Annotated in this window: 15 protein-coding genes; 13 read left to right on the top strand and 2 right to left on the bottom strand. The window is 51.2% G+C overall.

Annotated features, from left to right (window positions below; genetic code table 11):
* The first annotated feature begins 71 nt into the window (after positions 1-71).
* The 3 genes from NE637_RS15160 to NE637_RS15150 all read left to right on the top strand — a co-directional run bounded on the left by NE637_RS15160 (position 72) and on the right by NE637_RS15150 (position 3,106).
* Positions 72-1,109 (top strand): DUF3150 domain-containing protein, encoded by a 1,038-nt coding sequence (locus NE637_RS15160; RefSeq protein WP_215646947.1) that lies wholly within the window; start codon positions 72-74, stop codon positions 1,107-1,109.
* 4 nt (positions 1,110-1,113) lie between these two features.
* Positions 1,114-2,736, top strand: coding sequence for a cobaltochelatase CobT-related protein (locus NE637_RS15155; RefSeq protein WP_256267786.1), 1,623 nt, complete (start codon positions 1,114-1,116; stop codon positions 2,734-2,736).
* Between the two features lie 208 nt (positions 2,737-2,944).
* On the top strand, positions 2,945-3,106 hold the full coding sequence (locus NE637_RS15150) for a hypothetical protein (RefSeq protein WP_256267785.1): 162 nt from the start codon (positions 2,945-2,947) through the stop codon (positions 3,104-3,106).
* Between the two features lie 368 nt (positions 3,107-3,474).
* Here the strand turns inward: NE637_RS15150 and NE637_RS15145 are convergent, their stop codons facing one another.
* A complete protein-coding gene (locus NE637_RS15145) occupies positions 3,475-4,488 on the bottom strand; it encodes a hypothetical protein (protein ID WP_256267784.1) in 1,014 nt (337 codons plus the stop codon).
* Complete coding sequence (locus NE637_RS15140; RefSeq protein WP_256267782.1) at positions 4,475-5,665, bottom strand: tyrosine-type recombinase/integrase; 1,191 nt, start codon at positions 5,663-5,665, stop codon at positions 4,475-4,477. Before NE637_RS15140 ends, NE637_RS15145 begins: the two co-directional genes overlap by 14 nt.
* A gap of 451 nt (positions 5,666-6,116) precedes the next feature.
* Between NE637_RS15140 and NE637_RS15135 the strand changes: the two genes are divergently transcribed.
* The 10 genes from NE637_RS15135 to NE637_RS15090 form a co-directional block, all read left to right on the top strand.
* Complete coding sequence (locus NE637_RS15135) at positions 6,117-7,523, top strand: phosphohexomutase domain-containing protein (protein ID WP_227118912.1); 1,407 nt, start codon at positions 6,117-6,119, stop codon at positions 7,521-7,523.
* A 137-nt stretch (positions 7,524-7,660) separates the two neighbouring features.
* Positions 7,661-9,085: a mannose-1-phosphate guanylyltransferase/mannose-6-phosphate isomerase gene (locus NE637_RS15130; protein WP_275161419.1), complete on the top strand. Its 1,425-nt coding sequence runs from the start codon at positions 7,661-7,663 to the stop codon at positions 9,083-9,085.
* Between the two features lie 136 nt (positions 9,086-9,221).
* Positions 9,222-10,370, top strand: a complete 1,149-nt coding sequence (gene gmd, locus NE637_RS15125; protein WP_192113698.1) for a GDP-mannose 4,6-dehydratase — start codon at positions 9,222-9,224, stop codon at positions 10,368-10,370.
* 4 nt (positions 10,371-10,374) lie between these two features.
* On the top strand, positions 10,375-11,316 hold the full coding sequence (locus tag NE637_RS15120) for a GDP-L-fucose synthase family protein (RefSeq protein ID WP_227118908.1): 942 nt from the start codon (positions 10,375-10,377) through the stop codon (positions 11,314-11,316).
* Between the two features lie 5 nt (positions 11,317-11,321).
* Positions 11,322-12,143 (top strand): ABC transporter permease, encoded by an 822-nt coding sequence (locus NE637_RS15115; RefSeq protein ID WP_227118906.1) that lies wholly within the window; start codon positions 11,322-11,324, stop codon positions 12,141-12,143.
* Between the two features lie 171 nt (positions 12,144-12,314).
* On the top strand, positions 12,315-13,403 hold the full coding sequence (locus NE637_RS15110; RefSeq protein ID WP_256186018.1) for an ABC transporter ATP-binding protein: 1,089 nt from the start codon (positions 12,315-12,317) through the stop codon (positions 13,401-13,403).
* Between the two features lie 387 nt (positions 13,404-13,790).
* Entirely contained in the window at positions 13,791-14,669 is an 879-nt protein-coding gene (locus NE637_RS15105) for an O-fucosyltransferase family protein (protein WP_227118902.1), read from the top strand.
* Positions 14,670-14,674: 5 nt separating this feature from the next.
* Positions 14,675-15,637: a glycosyltransferase family protein gene (locus tag NE637_RS15100; RefSeq protein WP_192113703.1), complete on the top strand. Its 963-nt coding sequence runs from the start codon at positions 14,675-14,677 to the stop codon at positions 15,635-15,637.
* Between the two features lie 4 nt (positions 15,638-15,641).
* On the top strand, positions 15,642-16,883 hold the full coding sequence (locus NE637_RS15095) for a glycosyltransferase (RefSeq protein WP_227118900.1): 1,242 nt from the start codon (positions 15,642-15,644) through the stop codon (positions 16,881-16,883).
* Between the two features lie 386 nt (positions 16,884-17,269).
* Positions 17,270-18,257 (top strand): glycosyltransferase (locus tag NE637_RS15090; protein WP_256267781.1); only part of this gene is annotated, 988 nt, incomplete at its 3' end.

Below are 18,257 nucleotides of genomic sequence, written 5' to 3'. Positions count from 1 at the left end.
CACGCGCAGAAAAGAAAATCAAAGAAGGCTACTCCCTCAATACAACAAAAAGCTCATTCTAGGAGGCTACCATGACTCAGCTTGTTTCTGATATCCGCATTTTGGACAATTTGCTGGCCCTTAACCTTAACGTCAGCTTATGGTCAGCCCGGCGCAAAATGAGCCAGGAAGACCTGGGGGGTGCGGAACTGCCCCCCGAAGATCTGGCTTCTCTGGGCTCAAAGCGCATTGCCGACCCGGAAAACCTCAAGGTGTTCGGCACACTCAAAGCCCGCGCCTTCAACTACCTTGACCGTCACGGCGTGCGGTTCATGTCCGGCTGGGCCATACCCGAAGAAAAGGCCGGCGAAATCGTGCAGGAGCTGCTTAACATCCGCACTGAATTCCAGAAAGAAAAGGAAGCATTTCTAGCTGACTATGACCAAAATGTGCAGGCATGGATTGAGAAGCACCATCAGTGGGGCGAAATCATTCGTAACTCCCTTGTGGGGCCTGACTATGTACGCGCCCGCATGGATTTTCGCTGGCAGTTGTACAAGGTGGCCCCGCTTGAACAGCACACAGACAACACCGCTGTGCTGGAAGCTGGCCTGGCGGAAGAGGTGCAGGGCCTCGGCGGCACCCTGTTTGATGAGGTGGCCAAGTCGGCTGACGATATATGGCGCAGGGTTTATCATGGTAAAACGGAGGTAACCCACAAGGCGCTCTCGCCGCTGCGCACCCTGCATGCCAAGCTCACGGGCTTGTCATTTATAGAGCCACATGTGGCCCCAGTGGCTGACATCGTGCAGGCTGCGCTACTTCGCATGCCCAAGAAGGGAAACATCACCGGTACAGACTTGCTGCTGTTGCAGGGTCTGGTCTGTCTGCTCAAGGACAGTACGGCCCTTGTGGGCCACGCCCAAAAAGTTGTTGAGGGCTACGGCCCGGCGTTTGTGCTTGATGCCCTGTTGGCTGGTCCGGACGTTATCCACGAGCCGGACGGCCTTGCTGGACAGATGGATGGCACCATGGATGGGAATATGGATGATGAACCCATCCTGCCTGAGATTCCCGTGGCTGATAGCGCTTTGCCGCATCCTGCCATCCCCAGCCTGGGTCTGTGGTGACACCATGGTACGCACAAAAGATGTTCTCAACTGTCTGCCCTTGCTGGCGTCCATCCTTGGCGACCGCTATGGTGTGCAGGTATGTATTGGCGGCAAGGAAGCCTGCACCAACGGTAAAGTTATCCATCTGCCATCGTTGCCCATTGATTGTGAGCCGGAATTATTGGCTTTGGCCAAGGGGTTCACAGACCATGAGGCTGCCCATATACGGCACACAGATTTTAGCGTGCTGAAAGCGGCAAACCTTGATCCAGTAACCTTCAATTTGTTCAACTGTCTTGAAGATTGGCGTGTTGAAAAAATGCTGTCAGGCATATTCCCTGGCTGCAGGAGAAATCTGAACTGGCTGATACGACGATTTTTTGTAGAGCAAGCACAGCCAAGGGCCGGGGATGATTCCCCGGCCCTTGCTGTTTTGGACTATGTGCTGTTGACAGTGCGAGCCTGGGATGTGGATGAGGTGACCCCGGCACGGAAACACGCGGCAAGCATCGTGGAGCAGCACTTCCCCTGCTTGCTAGGGGCTCTGGATGCCATCTTGGTCAAGGTTTACATCCATTGCCCGGATACTGCGGCAGCAGTCGAATATGCTCGACAAATTGCCATATGCGTCAGGCAGTGGGAACCGCCTCGACAGCCTTCAACTAGCAAATGCGCGAGCACAAACGACCAGGGAGCCACACCTAGGGCGACAGGGGAGGTCAACGATTCTGCCACACAAGTCGACCAGCAATCTGAACCGGTTCAAGCGCCGAGTGATTTACCACTCAAGGCCCTTTTCCATGCGGAGGCGCAGGATCTACCCCAGCAACTCGGCGAAATCATGGCGATTGAGCTTGCCAATAACAGCGCAGAATCCGCTGGTGACGCATTGACCGTGGCTGTGGAAGGCACCCGACAAGCAGCCCCCTTGCCAGCAGAGCAGAGGCTGCAAGCCCTTCAGGCCAGCATTGCCCTGCGCACTCGTCTTCAGGGCTTTCTGCAGGCGCAAACGCAAAGGCGATGCAGAATTGGGCGCAAGGGCACACTGCACGCCAATTCGCTACATCGGCTGCAGGTTGGCAATGCTCGTGTTTTCCAAAAAGAGTCCGTGCAACTGGGCCTCAATACGGCTGTTCATATCCTGTTGGACGTAAGCGGCAGCATGGCTGGCGCACCGATTAACCTTGCCAATAGGGCCTGCTTTGCTGTGGCAACGGCCCTGAGTCGTATCCGTGGCGTGAACTCGGCAGTAACGGCCTTTCCCGCAACCATGGCCACTAACTCGGTATTCCCCATCATGCGGCACGGGCAGGTGGTGCCAGACCTGTTTGATATTCGAGCTTCTGGCGGAACTCCCTTGGCTGGAGCCTTGTGGTGGGTTTTGCAAACCATGCTGCCCCTCAAGGAGCAACGCAAGATGATCTTGGTTATCACTGACGGCATGCCGGACAACCCGCTGGCCGCAAACAATGCCATAGGGGTGGCCCAACAACTCGGCTTTGAAGTTTATGGCCTCGGCATACGGGATGAGCACATTACGCACCTGCTGCCGCATACCAGCAAGGTGGTCAACGATCTGCCTGATCTGGTGCCTGCCATGTTTGCAATGCTGCAGGCCGCATTGCTTAAAGGCGGTGCAGCATGATGGTACCGCTTGATTTCAGATGTTTGCGCCGAACGGGAATATTTCGTTTCTTCTTACTTAACAAAAAGCGGCGCATCCAGCGCTGCTAAATGAAGGGAGGGTAAATGAATTACCTGAACTGGATACCAGTTGTTATCGCTGTACTTCAGGCCATAAAAGATAACTGGGATGATTAGCCTGTACCCGGCTAGCAAGAAGGAGCAAGGACATGAGCAGTAAATGGGCATTTATAGGTGGCATACTGGCAGGGATCGCAGGGGTATTCACAGCGGCAGCTGTGTCGGTGGAATTGGAAAATCGAAAAGACAGCAGATGCAATGCTGAAGAAGAACCGGAAAGACTGGCCTTGCCTGAAAGCGAAGGCAGGTAATCATCACAGTTGATTCTTGGGCAGGGAAACGGGGCTTCCCGCTTCCCTGCCCTTACTATACGCTTATTCTTCGACTGAAGTATAGGTCAAGTCGCAACATATGCGTTCCACAAACGAATTGCAGCAGATTCGCTGACAGACCATTGTAAGGTCAGGTTGACGAAACCTCTGTAGACAAGCCAGTAGATGTCGTGGGTACTTACTTCCGGCATTGAAGTCTCAAACCGCGGCATTTCAACTCATCTGTTACATGACCGTATGGGAGGAAGGTACCCCTTACTGCTCATGGACAGAAACAGCTATTGCCCGGTGCGAATGCAAATTTAGATAGTGTGCTTGACATTGTATCTCAATCATTCTGTATCAGACTACTTAAATGGCAAAACAGCCATTTTTTCTATGCACTTTTGCGTTGTTTTGAGCCATCTTTTTAATGTTCCATTATCTTTATCAGAAATGTAAGCGTTATCTGATTTTTTAAAAAGCCTGATTGTTTCTATTTCTCGATATTTTTCTGATGATTTAAATCTACTTATTATATCATCGCATGGTTCATCTGGCGAAACCATAATATCATACATAAGAAGTCCAATGCAGCGTGCAGGTGTTGAATCAGAATGAAAGTTATCTGGGACTACGAGTTTCCTCATTTTAACCAGTTTTGCAACCTCATCAACCTGTCGAGGATCGCCATCAAGTATTTGCTTAATACCGATGTCTGTCATTTTATGCTGGATCTCTATCTCTTTAAGCTTCTTTTCAAAATTATCATCACCAAACTGAGAATTCATTGAGAATGTAAACTGCTTGTTTTTCATCTCTTCTATGAAAGATTCTCTTACATCAAATATTGATCCTAGTGCAATACTGAATGTAATAATCCGTGCTCTTTGCTCAGAACTGTTATTATACGGAAGTACTGGAATTGGCATTGAGTCATGATTTATAAAGAAATCAAAAATATCATTAGAATCACATTTTCTATCGATATCCCAGAAATAATAGCCAAATTTGCAAGAAAAAATTAAAAGCTCTAATGCAGCACAACGCTCTTTTTCACTCAAGGTTTCCAACGGATAAGCGGTTGCCTCTCCAGCAATTTTGCACGCTAATGCATTAACAATACATCTGAGAGTGAAATATTCTTCATCAATATGACGAAATAATATTTCAATATTATTTCTATTGTTATTTATCAAATTGTGATGATTTTTGTGTACATGTTTTGCTGTATATACAAACTTCCATGTGTCACCAGAGAGAAGATTGCGGATTTCAATGTCTTCATTTTTTTTGATTTGCTTATTATTCTTCCTGAAATTTGCAACATCATCTTCTGGAATATTTCTCAGAATGGTTCTGAAGTCCTTAGGCATTGTCATTGTCATCTTCTCCTACTCTGTGCATCCCTCTTTCAATTTCTGTGGGTGTCCTATTAATGATTGAATCCGCCACGCCAGCAGCTTGCTTCATTGCTTCATCCGCCAAATGCGCATAGCGTTGCGTCATTTGCGGGCTTGAATGGGTCAGAAGCTTCTGCAAGGTATATAAGTCAACTTTGCCACTTGACGCAAGAAAGCTGGCAAAATGATGTCGAAGCCCATGCAATGGACGAAAATCATCAGGTAAGCCCGCATTTTTTTTTACTCGCCGGGCTATGCGCCGATAGTCCTTTCGCTGGCCTCCATCCCTACCTGGAAATACGAAGGAGCTTCCCGTACGCGATAGTTTTAGCAAGATTGTGCGGGCAGCTTCATTCATGGGTACATGTTCGGTAACGCCTTTCTTGGCAGATGCCCCACGCAATGTAATTATATTCCGAACAAAATCACAATCTCCCCATTGCAGAGCAAGCAAAGCACCTTTGCGCATGCCCGTTACCATAGCAAGCCGGATTAGAGCCGCTGCATCCTGATCCGACTCCGCGTCCAAGGCCTCAAGTAGATGCACGACTTGCTCCTTGGTTAGCATTTCTGTTTTTTCTCCATCAACATGGATAGACTCTATGGTAAGCCGCCCCGGATGTAAGGGCTGGCAGAGACCACGTTTGACACCAAAGTTTATTATTGCCCGTAGCTGAGAAATGACCCTCTGAATGGTACCATTGGATTTGCCCGCCTTGAGGCTTTCGGCTTTGAAGATGTCAATGTCTGCGGTGAGCATCTCTTCAGGGGTTCGTTGTCCAAAATGTGGTCCAATATGGGTGTTGTATCGGCTAATGTCCCGCTGACGGCTTTTGTGTTCAGGATGCGCCTCTTGGTATGTCTGCCAGATGCGATCTAAAGTCCAGCGATCGCGCTCAGCCTGACGTATATCAGCGCACTCCTTTCTTTTTTCTGTGTTGGATTTGTCCTTGCCGCGCATTCTATCTGCCCTAATTTGCGCAGCCTTTGCTTCGGTCATGCCACAAGAAGCCTTACCGACAGGCTCCTCAATGAGTTTGGCCTCTCGTCCTCCCTGGCGGTAAACAATGTAGTAAGTACGTTCTTTACCGTTGGTATCGAGCCTGAAGTAGACTCCTGCATATTTTTGAGATTTTTCGCGTTTTGATTTTTTCATGGCTATTCTCGGTTGTATGTTGGGCTGCTTGCTTTCCCAACACAATTCCCAACACGCATTATGAAATGTCGTAAAAATTGGTAGTAGTCAATGCAATATAATTTTATAAAAATTCAATAATTATAGCAACTAGAGAGAATTATTAAAAATCTATAAAAATGCTATCCGCGCCTTCGCAAGGCGGGGGTCGAGGGTTCAAATCCCTTCTTCTCCACCACAATATCAAGGGGTTACGGATAATACCGTGGCCCCTTTTTTTATGCGTTTCATGTCCGTAAAAGCTGTAGGCGGACTTTTGGGGTTTGTATGCACGGCGGCCAGATTCCGTACGGAGCCTGTATGCGTCAAAATACATTGGCAATCGGGCTGCAAGTTGGATAAAAGGTGTGCATTGTCCTCTTGGTCTGGAATGAAAGGGCAATGCACCAATATAATTCAGAAGAGGGACGTCATGGGCAATTCACTTTCATGCTTCAAAGCCTACGATATCCGGGGCCGTGTGCCGGGCGTTCTCAATGCGCCGCTGGCCCGTGCACTGGGCAGGGCCGTTGTTGAAATACTGGGCGCAAAAAGTGTTGTAATTGGACGTGATGCCCGGCTTTCCGGCCCCGAACTGCGAGATGCGCTGGCCTTGGGTTTGCATGAGGCCGGGGCGCAGGTGACGGACATAGGTATGTGCGGCACGGAAGAAATCTATTATGCCGCCGCAAATCAGCCCTTTGGGGCGGGCGTCATGATTACGGGCAGTCATAACCCGGCGGACGAAAACGGCTTCAAGCTGGTGCGCGGCGGGGCCATACCCATCAGTGGCGATTCCGGCCTGTTTGCCCTGCGCGACCGGGTTGAGGCCATTCTTGCCGAGAGCGGCGACACTGCCGGGTCCCTTGATGTCTCCCCTCTGCAGCATGCCTCGTTCCGTGCCGACTATGTGGCCTGGCTGCTGGAATACAGCGGGGCTGGGCAGCTTGCCCCGGTTGCTGGCCGCAAACCCCTGAAGATTGTGGGTGACGCTGGTAATGGCTGCGCCGGACTGGTGCTGAACGATCTGATGGCAGCGTTGCCCTTTGAATTTGTCTGCCGGCAGATGCAGCCGGACGGAACTTTTCCCGATGGCGTACCCAACCCCCTGCTGCCGGAGCGCCGGGCGGCCACAGCCGCTGCCGTGCGCGAGTCTGGCGCGGACATGGGCGTAGCCTGGGACGGCGATTTTGACCGCTGTTTTTTTTATGACGCGGACGGCAATTTTATTGAAGGTTACTACTGCATAGGCCTGCTGGCGCAGGAACTGCTGCGGCGTGTGCCTGGCGGCAAGGTGGTGCACGACACCAGAGTGTACTGGAACACCCGCGAGGTGGTGCAGGCCGCAGGCGGCCAGCCCGTAATGGGCAAGACTGGACACGCCTTCATGAAGGAACGCATGCGCGCCGAAGATGCCGTGTATGGCGGCGAGATGAGCGCACATCATTATTTTCGCGATTTTGCGTACTGCGACTCGGGTATGCTGCCCTGGCTGCTGGTGGCCTCGTTGCTGCACCGCACAGGCAAGCCCCTGGCTGCGCTGGTGGCAGAACGCATGGCGGCCTATCCGTGCAGCGGTGAAATCAACCGTCGTGTGCAGGATGCACCCGCCCTCATGCGGCAGGTGAGGGATCGTTACGCGCCTTCGGCTCTGCACGAAGACAGCATGGACGGCGTTAATCTGGAATTTACCGACTGGCGTTTCAATCTGCGCATGTCCAATACCGAACCCCTGCTGCGCCTGAATGTGGAGAGCAGGGGGAACAGTGTGCTGATGGAAGAAAAAACGGCTGAAATACTGCGGTTTCTGGACGAACAGGGCGGGGCCATACCTGCCTGAGGAACGCGTTAGCGGCTCTGCCGCGTACGGATGCGACGCTTGTTTGCGGGCGGTTGATGGCGTAGCATGGAATTGTAGGCCCTGCTGGCGGTAGGTCAGATTGGTGTTCCAACATTGATGCAATGGTGAGGAAATTCATGCAGAATATTGCCCCTGTGATTCTGTGCGGTGGTAGTGGTACGCGTTTGTGGCCGCTTTCGCGCGAAACATACCCAAAGCAGTTTGTGGATATGGGCGGCGGGAAAACGCTGTTCAAGGATACTGTGCTGCGGGCGAAGCACACGCCGGACAGCATGGAGCCTGTAATTGTATGCAATGAGGCTCACCGTTTTTATGTGACCGCCGAACTGTACGAATGCGGCGTGCATGGTAAAATCCTGCTGGAACCCGCGCCGCGCAACACTGCTCCGGCTATTGCGCTGGCGGCCTTTGCCCTGCAGGAAGACGGCGCAGATCCGCTCATGCTGGTATTGCCCTCTGACCATGCCATTGGCGATGAAGGCATCTTTTTTGAAGGCGTAAAACGCGCGGCGCCCCTGGCGGAACAGGGGCGTATTGTCACCTTTGGCATAGCCCCCACCGGCCCGGAGACCGGCTTTGGCTACATTGAACAGGGCGAAGCCCTTGGAGCTAACGGCTACAGGGTTGCCCGGTTTGTGGAAAAACCCGATGCGGGCAAAGCTGCGGGCATGCTGGCCAAGGACGGTTATTCGTGGAACAGCGGCATGTTTTTGCTGCGGGCTTCTGTGTATCTGAAAGAGCTGGAACGATTTGCTCCCCAGATATACGCCGCCTGCGCTGCCGCCTGGAAGGGCCGCAAGGATGATCAGGCCTTTTCCCGCCCAGACAGTGATGCTTTTCTTTCCTCCCCGTCTGATTCCATAGACTATGCGGTCATGGAGCAAACGGATCTGGCGGCGGTTGTGCCGCTGGGCGTCAGCTGGAGCGACCTTGGCTCGTGGGAAGCCTTTTATCAGGTAGGGCAGCAGGACGACTCCGGCAACGTATGCTCTGGCGATGTTATGACCGAGGGTGCCGAGGATTGCTATTTTAACGCCAACCACAGGCTGCTGGCGGCCATAGGCGTGAGCGGGCTTGTGGTTGTGGAAACGCAGGATGCCGTGCTTGTTGCGCCGCGCGACCGTGTGCAGGACGTAAAAAAGATTGTTGGCCGCCTGCAAAGCGCACAGCGGCCTGAATGCAGGCAACATCCCCTGGTGTACCGCCCGTGGGGCAGTTATGAAACCCTTGTCATGGACGGGCGTTTTCAGGTCAAGCGCATCATTGTGAACCCCGGCGCCGAGCTTTCTTTGCAGATGCATCACCACCGCGCCGAGCATTGGGTCGTAGTGAGCGGCACGGCAGAAGTGACCAACGGCGATCTGGTTAAACTGTTTACGGAAAACCAGTCGACCTACATACCTGTCGGCACCATGCATCGCTTGAAAAATCCGGGAGTTATCCCTCTGGTGCTTATAGAAATCCAGTCTGGCTCCTATCTGGGGGAGGACGATATCGTGCGCTTTGCAGATGTGTACGGGAGGGAAGGGCAGCTCTGCTGATCTGTATGGCTACGGTACGACCGCTTCGACCAGTGGACAATGGTAGCCTTGCAAGGTATTTTACCCGCCTCCTTGTTGGCAGCAGGGAGATTCAGCTCTCGTAACTTCACCATTAAAAAGACAATATACTGAAATTATGAAAAAAGCGCTTATAACCGGCATCACCGGGCAGGATGGGGCTTACCTCGCGGAGTTTCTGTTGCAAAAGGGCTACGAGGTGCATGGTATCAAAAGGCGCGCTTCGTTGTTCAACACCGACCGCATTGATCACTTGTATGAAGACCCGCATGCTAACCGGCGGCACTTTATCTTGCACTACGGCGACTTGAGCGACTCCAGCAATCTGGTGCGCATCATGCAGGAAGTAAAGCCGGACGAGGTGTATAATCTGGCGGCGCAGAGCCATGTGCAGGTTTCTTTTGAGTCCCCCGAATACACTGCGGATGTGGATGCCCTCGGAACACTGCGTCTGCTTGAGGCCATCCGCATTGCCGGGCTCTCGGAAACTACGCGTTTTTATCAGGCATCTACTTCTGAGCTTTTTGGGCTGGTGCAGGAAGTGCCGCAGACGGAAAAAACACCGTTCTATCCGCGCTCTCCCTATGCCTGCGCCAAGCTTTATGCCTACTGGATTACGGTCAACTACCGCGAAGCTTACGGCATGTATGCCTGCAACGGCATTCTTTTCAACCACGAGTCGCCCATCCGCGGTGAAACCTTTGTGACCCGCAAGATTACCCGCGCCATGTCGCGTATGGTGCTTGGCTTGCAGGATTGCCTGTACCTCGGCAACATGGACGCCAAACGCGACTGGGGCCACGCACGCGATTACGTTGAAATGCAGTGGCTTATGTTGCAGCAGGAAAAACCCGATGATTTTGTGATCGCCACCGGGCGGCAGTTTTCCGTGCGCGACTTTGTCAATGCCGCAGCCGCAGAACTTGGCGTCTGCCTTAGCTGGCAGGGCACTGGCGTGGAAGAAACCGGCACCGTAGCAAGCGTTGACGTGAGTCGTTTGCAGCAGGTCGCTGGCAACCGTCAGGGGCTGGAATGCCATCTCAAACCTGGCGATGTTATTGTGCGCGTTGATCCGCGCTACTTCCGCCCCACCGAAGTGGAAACCTTGCTGGGCCAACCGGCCAAGGCCAAGGAAAAGCTGGGTTGGGAGCCGAAAACCTCCTTTGAAGACATGGTTGCCGAAATGGCGCGCGAAGACCTTGCCCTGAGCATGCGCGATGCCGTGTGCAAAGTGGCAGGCTTTAAAACCTTCAGCCACAACGAGTAAGGCAATGCGCAAAGATGCTCTGGTCTATGTGGCGGGCCACAGGGGGCTTGTAGGCAGCGCCCTGTGTCGTGCCTTGACGCGTTCTGGCTATGAACGGCAGCTCACACGCACGCATGCAGAACTGGATCTGTGCGATCAGGCCGGGGTGCGGGCTTTTTTTGCCCAGCACAGACCTGACGTGGTGGTTCTGGCCGCCGCCAAGGTGGGAGGCATCCACGCCAATGCCACATATCCCGCAGAGTTCATTTACCAGAACCTGCAAATCCAGAACAACGTTATCGACAGCGCATACCGCAACGGCTGCAAAAAGCTGCTGTTTCTTGGGTCGTCGTGCATTTACCCCAAGCTGTGCCCGCAGCCCATCAAGGAAGAGTACTTGCTGACAGGGCCGCTGGAACCAACCAACGACGCCTACGCTCTGGCAAAAATTTCGGGCATCAAGATGTGCCAGGCCTATCGCAAACAGTATGGTTTTGACGCCATCAGCGCCATGCCCACCAATCTGTATGGCCCTGGAGACAACTATCACCCGGAAAACAGCCATGTGATTCCTGGGCTTATCCGGCGTTTTCATGAAGCAAAAGAACTCGGGGCCTCAGAGGTTGCCATTTGGGGTACAGGCAAAGCCCTGCGCGAATTTCTGCATGTGGACGACATGGCGGAAGCCTGCGTGTTTTTGCTCGAGAACTATTCTGACTTTGAACACGTCAACGTGGGCAGCGGAGTGGAACACTCCATTCTGGAAACAGCCCGCCTGATTGCCAAGGTTGTGGGCTTTAACGGCGACATCGTTACCGACTCCTCAAAACCGGATGGCACCCCCCGCAAGCTCATGGATTCGGGCAAGCTTTTTGGTATGGGGTGGAAACCCCGCGTAGGGCTTGAAGACGGCTTGTACGACGCGTACAGCGATTTTTTGCAAAACCAGCATAAGCGGGGTTATTAGCGTTTATGGCTCACGAACTTGTCATTGAGGCTGGTCGCGCAGAGCGGCAATACTGGAAAGACCTGTGGCGCTATCGCGAGCTTTTTCTCATATTGACATGGCGCGATGTGGCCGTGCAGTACAAGCAGACGGTTGTGGGTATTTTGTGGGCTGTGCTGCGCCCATTGTTGACAATGGCGGCCTTTACTTTTGTGTTTGCAAAGGTGGCAAAGTTGCCCTCTGAAGGCGTGGCTCCGTACCCGTTGATGGTTTTTGTGGCCATGCTGCCGTGGCAGATGTTCGCCACGGCAATCAGTGCCATTGCCAACAGTCTGATTGCCAACAGCAATCTGGTTTCCAAGGTCTATTTTCCTCGGATTATAGTCCCAGCTGCGACCATGGGCGTGGCTGTGATGGACTTTGTCATTTCTTTTGTGCTGTTGGCATTAATGATGGTGTTTTATCAGTATACGCCGCCCATACAGGTGCTGGCTGTTCTGCCCCTGACCTTGCTCGCAGCCCTTGTTGCTCTGGGGCCGGGGCTTATACTTTGCGCACTTAATGTAACGTATCGAGACTTCCGCATCATTGTTCCCTTCATCACCCAGTTCGGCCTGTATCTGTCGCCCGTGGGCTTTTCGTCAGGCATTGTGCCAGAGAAGTGGCGTCTGCTCTACGAGTGCAATCCAATGGTCGGGGTTATTGACGGCTTTCGGTGGGCTGTGCTTGGCAGCATGGACTGCCCTGTTCGCGCGCTCTCCATCAGCGTAGGCTGCGCCTTTATTCTGCTGATTTGCGGCATTAAAATATTTCGCAAGACTGAACGCACGTTTGCGGACGTAATATAGGATGAGTAGATGAAACCCATCATATCAGTTGAAGGGCTCGGCAAGAGCTATACCATCCGACACGAAGGGCAGACCCCCTACAAGTCTTTGCGTGAAGAAATTTTCAAGCTGCCCAAGCGCCTGCTCAGCAGGGGGGCGCAGAGTCAGGAAGAATTCTGGGCGCTCAAGGATGTGAATTTTGACATTATGCCCGGCGACCGTGTGGGCATTATTGGTCGTAACGGTGCGGGCAAATCCACTTTGCTCAAATTGCTGTCAAGGATTACAGAGCCGACAACCGGGCGCATTACAATGCGTGGGCGTGTGGCAAGCCTTTTGGAAGTAGGCACAGGCTTTCACGCAGAGTTGACGGGGCGTGAAAATATCTACCTCAACGGAGCTATCCTGGGGATGACCCGCGCGGAAGTACGCCGCAAGTTTGATGAAATAGTGGATTTTGCCGGGGTGGAAAAGTTCCTTGATACCCCTGTGAAACGCTATTCATCGGGCATGTATGTGCGCCTTGCCTTTGCTGTTGCTGCGCACCTTGAGCCTGAAATCCTGATTGTGGATGAAGTGCTGGCCGTGGGTGATGCAGAATTTCAAAAAAAGTGCCTCGGCAAAATGGAAGAAGTGAGCAAGGGGCAGGGGCGAACCGTTCTTTTTGTAAGCCATAACATGAATATGATCCGCAACTTGTGTACGCGTGGTTTGCTGTTGCGCGAAGGGATTGTGGGATCAGATGATGACGACATCGTCCGTGTCACAAGCGCCTATTTGCAGGGAGAGAAAAATTCCACGGCACAGTGGGAAGCTGATGCCCCAAGGCAAATGGACTGCCTTACGCCTCTTTCCATGAAGATAGTTGATGAAGACGGAGCCGTGGTCTCTTCTATACGCGGCTCGCGGGATTCGCTCTACCTTGTGCTTGAATTTGAGCTGCATGAGATAGTCAGTTCTTTTACAATTGGCTGTGTTTGTTTTGATCAGGAAAAGAACGAACTTTTTTGGTCGTATGCGACCGACACCGGAGAAGGTTCGTGGCCAAAATTGCGCCTTGGAAAAAATTCTTTAAAAGCAAAATTGCCTCAAGGTTTGCTGAACAAGGGCACATACACATACCACCTGCTGGCTAGTTACCATTTTATCAAATGGATTGTTGAACCCGGAAAAGGTCCATCGGTAAGCGTAGATATTGATGGCGGGTATAGCGATTCGCCCTTTTGGCAGTCTACGCGGTCTGGGCTTCTTGCTCCTACCTTGGAATGGGAAGTTTTATAGTACACCTTGTCACCGTGCGCTGTCCATTGGCTGTCTGCATAGCCCATTAGTTGCGCAATATTGTATGATAGCCTGTATGCAAAGCTAGTGATGCATGAAGAGGCGTTTTAAAAATTTTAGCAGATGTCTTGCTCGTTCTAAATGTCTTCACCACGGGAGTTGGCTGCTGATACTACCAATGCCTAGCTCTATAAAGATATGCTTGCTGGGTTTGCCTGCTTCTCGCATATGTGAGTTTTAATTGCGGCAGTGGACACTTCTTATCTTCACAGAAATTCCTTTCAGGAATTTCAGCCGAAAGACAATTGTACAATTTATGCGGTTGCCCGCTTGAGTAAGGCATATTAAGGTATACATTAGCAAGTTTATGATGCTGGAGTATAGATTTTGGCTACAGTAACTATGCGTACATTGGGGCAAAACGGGCGTTTTGCAAACCAGCTTTTCCAATATGCTTTTTTGCGGTTCTATGCTCGCGAGCATGGTCTTGATGTTCAAGTTCCAGCATGGGAAGGTAAAAAGCTTTTTAATACCAATGAGCCTGATATCTCAAAAGAGTTTGCGCAGGTTGTGGTAGATACAAAAGCGCAATTAGATGCCTCTTGTGCTGATGCCCCTCTGCGTGATGTTGATTTTTGGGGATATTTTCAGGATATTGATTATTATTGCAAAGACATAGCGTTCTTTCGTGGACTTTTTCAGCCGGTGCCAAGGGTAGAGCAAGAGTTAACAAGCTCGTGGCAGTCATTGCACGGTTATGATGTTGTTGGCCTGCATATGCGCTACGGTGATTATGGCTGCGGATATTTTTTTGAGACGCCATCGAGCTGGGTAATTAAGGCGTTGGACACTCTGTGGGAAAAGTTGAACAATCCTGCGCTTTATATTGCCACTGATGATTCTCGTGTTTGGCGGCTATTTAAGCGATATCGTCCGTTACTGCTGGATGATGTTTTTCAGAATGTTGCGAGTTGCCCCCAATACTATTGCGATTTTTGGGCTCTTACTCAGGCAAACGCCGCAATGATGATTGCCAACAGTTCTTTTTCGTATTGCGCTTCCCTGCTTAATACCCGGTGTGGCACGATGCTTCGCCCCAGTTTGCGACAAAAAGGCATGGTCATATATTCACCTTGGTCAAGTGTTGTGTTGCTGCGCGAAGACACCCCTTGGCTCAGGCTGATGAGTAAAAAAACGCGATTTTGCAGAATATACAATAAGCTCAGGCGGCTTGTTGTTTTTTCAAAGCCTTTTTTTAGGATATAGGCCGTATGCTAAAATCGGTAGCTCCCATTGCTGTTTTTGCTTTCAATCGTGCTGGTAATCTAACGCAAACGCTTGCGGCCCTGGCAGCAAACCAACTTGCTGATCAGAGTCATCTGACTATTTTTTGCGATGGCCCGAGGAATGATGTCGAGCGTTCAAAGACAGATACTGTCCGCGCCGTTGCGCGCGCTGCCAAGGGCTTTGCCTCGCTACGGGTAGTGGAACGAGAGAACAATCTGGGGTGTGCAGGTTCAATCATTGACGGTTTACAGCAGATGTTTGCCGAGCATGAGCGTGTAATAGTCATTGAAGACGATATATTATGTTCGCCTGACACATTGACCTTCTTGAATGATGGGCTTGCCAAGTATGAGAATCATAAAACGGTATGGAATATTTCCGCTTGGTCACCGCCGGCAGCCATTTTCCCTGTGCATTCAGATTACCCCTACGATGTGTATGTCGTGCCGAGGTTTAACTGCTGGGGATGGGGCAGTTGGCGTGACAGATTTGCTTTGATAGACTGGAACGTCTCTGACTATGCAATGTTTTCGCAGTGCCAGGCATTGCAACGTGCTTTTAACAGGGGTGGAGTCGATTTAACCTCAATGCTCAATGAGCAGATGTGCGGCGAGCTTGATACATGGGATATTCGTATGGATTACGCCCGCTTCAAGTATGGCTGCGTGGGGGTTAACCCTGTTAGATCTTATACAACAAATATTGGCATTGGTAGCGGGACTCATACAACAAACTTCACCACACGCTTTGACAATGATATAACTCTGGCAAAATCGCCCGATCAAGTGCGCTGGATAGACCATATTTTTGTGGATGCAGAAATGCTCCGCAATTTTGTTCACATATATGAAGACTCCAATCCTGCACGGCGAAGCTTGCGCAATGCTTTACAAAAATGTCACTTGCTGCCTCTCGCGCAGAAAATAAAACGCGTGTTGGGCTGTTAAGCTGATGAAAATTCTTCATTGCAATACTTACGACAACGGCGGCGGTGCCGCCATTGCTGCGCATCGCCTGCATACAGCCCTATGTGGACTTGGTGTGGATTCACATCTGGGGGTCTTGCAGAGAGAACGTGAGGAAGTCCGTGTGCACCGTCTTGTGGGGGCATTGAGAAAGCATCTTTCTGGACTGATATTGCGGGCAGAAAAAATGCCGTTCAAATTGTTTGGAACAAAGTTTAACAGCTTTTTTTCAAGTGGACTTTTTCCCAGCTTTGTCCATAGACGTATCAATGGCATCGCTGCTGATATAACACACCTTCATTGGATACAGTCAGAATTTATTTCCTTGCGAGATATTGCTCGCATAACAACCCCCTTGGTAATGACCTTGCATGATACATGGGGATTTACCGGGGGCTGTCATATTTTACAGGGATGTGAGCAGTACAAGGATTCTTGCGCCGCATGTCCGCAAGTATCCTCTGGTGCGCGATGGCTGGTGAAGAAAAGTTTTAATGTGAAACAATGCACCTATGCTAAAAAACGTATAGATTTTGTCTTGCCGAGCAAGGCCTACTTGTTTAAGGCGAGGCAAAGCCGTCTTTTGCAGCACAGCGCACTGCATCATATTCCAAATCCTATTGATACAGCACGTTTTTCTCCTCTGGAAACGCCTTTGGCCCGCAAGATAATGGGTGTATCTCCGCATATCCCAACACTACTCTTTGGTGCTATTGCTGCTTCCAAAGATGCCAATAAAGGGTATGATCTGTTGAGCGCTGCATTGCTAAAGCTTCCGCAGTATTATGCCAATCCTGTGCAATTGCTTGTCTTCGGAGCTTCAGAGGGTGTGAACGTTATTGGAGCATATCCGGTGCAATACCTCGGCCGTTTGCACGATGATGTGTCCTTGAGGCTGGCATACTGCGCGGCAGATGCCTTTGTCTGCCCCTCACGAGAAGAGAATTTTCCTTATACAGTCATGGAGTCTTTGTCTTGTGGTACTCCTGTGGCGGCTTTTGCCGTTGGGGGGATACCAGATATGGTGGAAGATATGGTGAATGGTCGCCTTGCCGTCCCCCACGATCCTGACGCATTGGCGCGCAGTATCGCGTACATACTGGAAGACAAAGAGCGCCACGCATGTATGTGCATTGCAGCGCGTCAGGTGGTGGAAGAGCGTTATGCTTTATCTGTAGTGGCGCGACAATATTTGGAATTATACAGTGAAATACTTGAAAGAAAATGACGTTGCTTAATCCTGGTTTTTTTGATCAGCAGCAGTTGTCGTGTTGTCTTTGCTGCCATGTTGCTTGCACAATGGATCGAACTATTGTGTGCATTGTTCAACTGTAGGGTTAGTTTTATTTGCTGCTGTTGCTGTATGATGAGTTCTCCATATGCGCCCCCTGGCTGTGCTGGCGTGCGAAATGTAGATGACTTCCCGGTTGGTGTGCATCATTGAGGGATGGGGTTGCGGTGGTTCTTTATCATATGCGGGAACATGTGAACTTGTTATGCGCTTTCTGTCTGATATATATGTCAATAAACGGGAGTGGCAGTTCACTCTGTCGCTAAAAACTGCTTTTATATTTCGATTGTTGCGCTACTGTACGTAGAACTATAGCATATTATATGGCAATTATTATGCAACATATTTATATTGTAACGCCCTGTTATAACGCAGCTGCAACACTAGGACGAACCCTGGAAAGCATCATTGCCCAGCAGGGGATTGTCTTGCGTTACCATGTGCAGGATGCCGCCTCAACTGATGGCAGTCAGGATATTCTTGCATCCTTTGCTACCCGCATCGCAGATGATCCTGGCCGCTATAGCCATATTGAATTTTCTTGGTCGTCAGAGCCCGATGCTGGCCTTTATGACGGTATTTCGCGGGCATTCAGCGCTCTGAGTATTCCTCAGGATGCTCTCATGGGCTGGCTCAACGCTGATGATACGCTGTGCGATGGCGCCCTAGCTCTGGTCTGTGCAGCGGCAGCGGACTTGACTCAGTGCGACTGGTTTGGTGGTGTGCCGCGAGTGATTGGCGAGGCAGGCGAAGTGCTGGCCCAAGGGCGCATTGATTTTGCTTATCCGCAACAGCTCATCGCAGCTGGTGCCTGCGATGGGTTGCACTGGCGCAATTTGCAGCAAGAGGGCACATTCTGGCGCAAGCGGCTTTGGGATAAGGCTGGTGGCATTGATGCGCGATTCCGTTTGGCTGGAGACTGGGATTTATGGCGGCGCATGGCACAGCATAGTGCCTATTTGCAGCTGCCTTGCACGCTCGCGGCATTCCATAAGCGTGAAGGGCAACTCAGCGAGGGCAATGCCTATCTGGACGAGCTTGATTCTGTTCTTCCACGTACTAACCGTCGTAAAGCATTACTGCGTTTCCTTGCCACGTTGAAGGAAACCAGGGTCAACGTGCCGCAGCAGATGGGCGGTCACTGGGGCTTGTCATTATCTTCTGTCTCGCTTGGGTGGAAAGACCATCTGGCCATGCTGCTTGCAAGTGTAGGGTGCTATGGGCTTTTTCAGCTTTGTTGTCATCTTAATACCTGTCGCGGTTTCAAGTTCAAAGTGCAACACCCAGTCCTTGGGTATTGGCGTCTTCTAA

Source organism: Desulfovibrio desulfuricans, from assembly GCF_024460775.1.
In the GTDB taxonomy this organism is placed as follows: Bacteria; Desulfobacterota; Desulfovibrionia; order Desulfovibrionales; family Desulfovibrionaceae; genus Desulfovibrio; species Desulfovibrio desulfuricans_E.
The sequence above is the reverse complement of the archived record's forward strand: the minus strand, read 5'-3'. Positions and strand labels throughout refer to the sequence as shown.

Coding starts and splice junctions, on each gene's coding strand:
- NE637_RS15155 (WP_256267786.1), top strand. CDS start 1,114: ATGGTACGCACAAAAGATGTTCTCAACTGTCTGCCCTTGCTGGCGTCC.
- NE637_RS15160 (WP_215646947.1), top strand. CDS start 72: ATGACTCAGCTTGTTTCTGATATCCGCATTTTGGACAATTTGCTGGCC.
- NE637_RS15100 (WP_192113703.1), top strand. CDS start 14,675: ATGCTAAAATCGGTAGCTCCCATTGCTGTTTTTGCTTTCAATCGTGCT.
- NE637_RS15145 (WP_256267784.1), bottom strand. CDS start 4,488: ATGACAATGCCTAAGGACTTCAGAACCATTCTGAGAAATATTCCAGAA.
- NE637_RS15130 (WP_275161419.1), top strand. CDS start 7,661: ATGCAGAATATTGCCCCTGTGATTCTGTGCGGTGGTAGTGGTACGCGT.
- NE637_RS15115 (WP_227118906.1), top strand. CDS start 11,322: ATGGCTCACGAACTTGTCATTGAGGCTGGTCGCGCAGAGCGGCAATAC.
- NE637_RS15095 (WP_227118900.1), top strand. CDS start 15,642: ATGAAAATTCTTCATTGCAATACTTACGACAACGGCGGCGGTGCCGCC.
- NE637_RS15150 (WP_256267785.1), top strand. CDS start 2,945: ATGAGCAGTAAATGGGCATTTATAGGTGGCATACTGGCAGGGATCGCA.
- gmd (WP_192113698.1), top strand. CDS start 9,222: ATGAAAAAAGCGCTTATAACCGGCATCACCGGGCAGGATGGGGCTTAC.
- NE637_RS15120 (WP_227118908.1), top strand. CDS start 10,375: ATGCGCAAAGATGCTCTGGTCTATGTGGCGGGCCACAGGGGGCTTGTA.
- NE637_RS15140 (WP_256267782.1), bottom strand. CDS start 5,665: ATGAAAAAATCAAAACGCGAAAAATCTCAAAAATATGCAGGAGTCTAC.
- NE637_RS15135 (WP_227118912.1), top strand. CDS start 6,117: ATGGGCAATTCACTTTCATGCTTCAAAGCCTACGATATCCGGGGCCGT.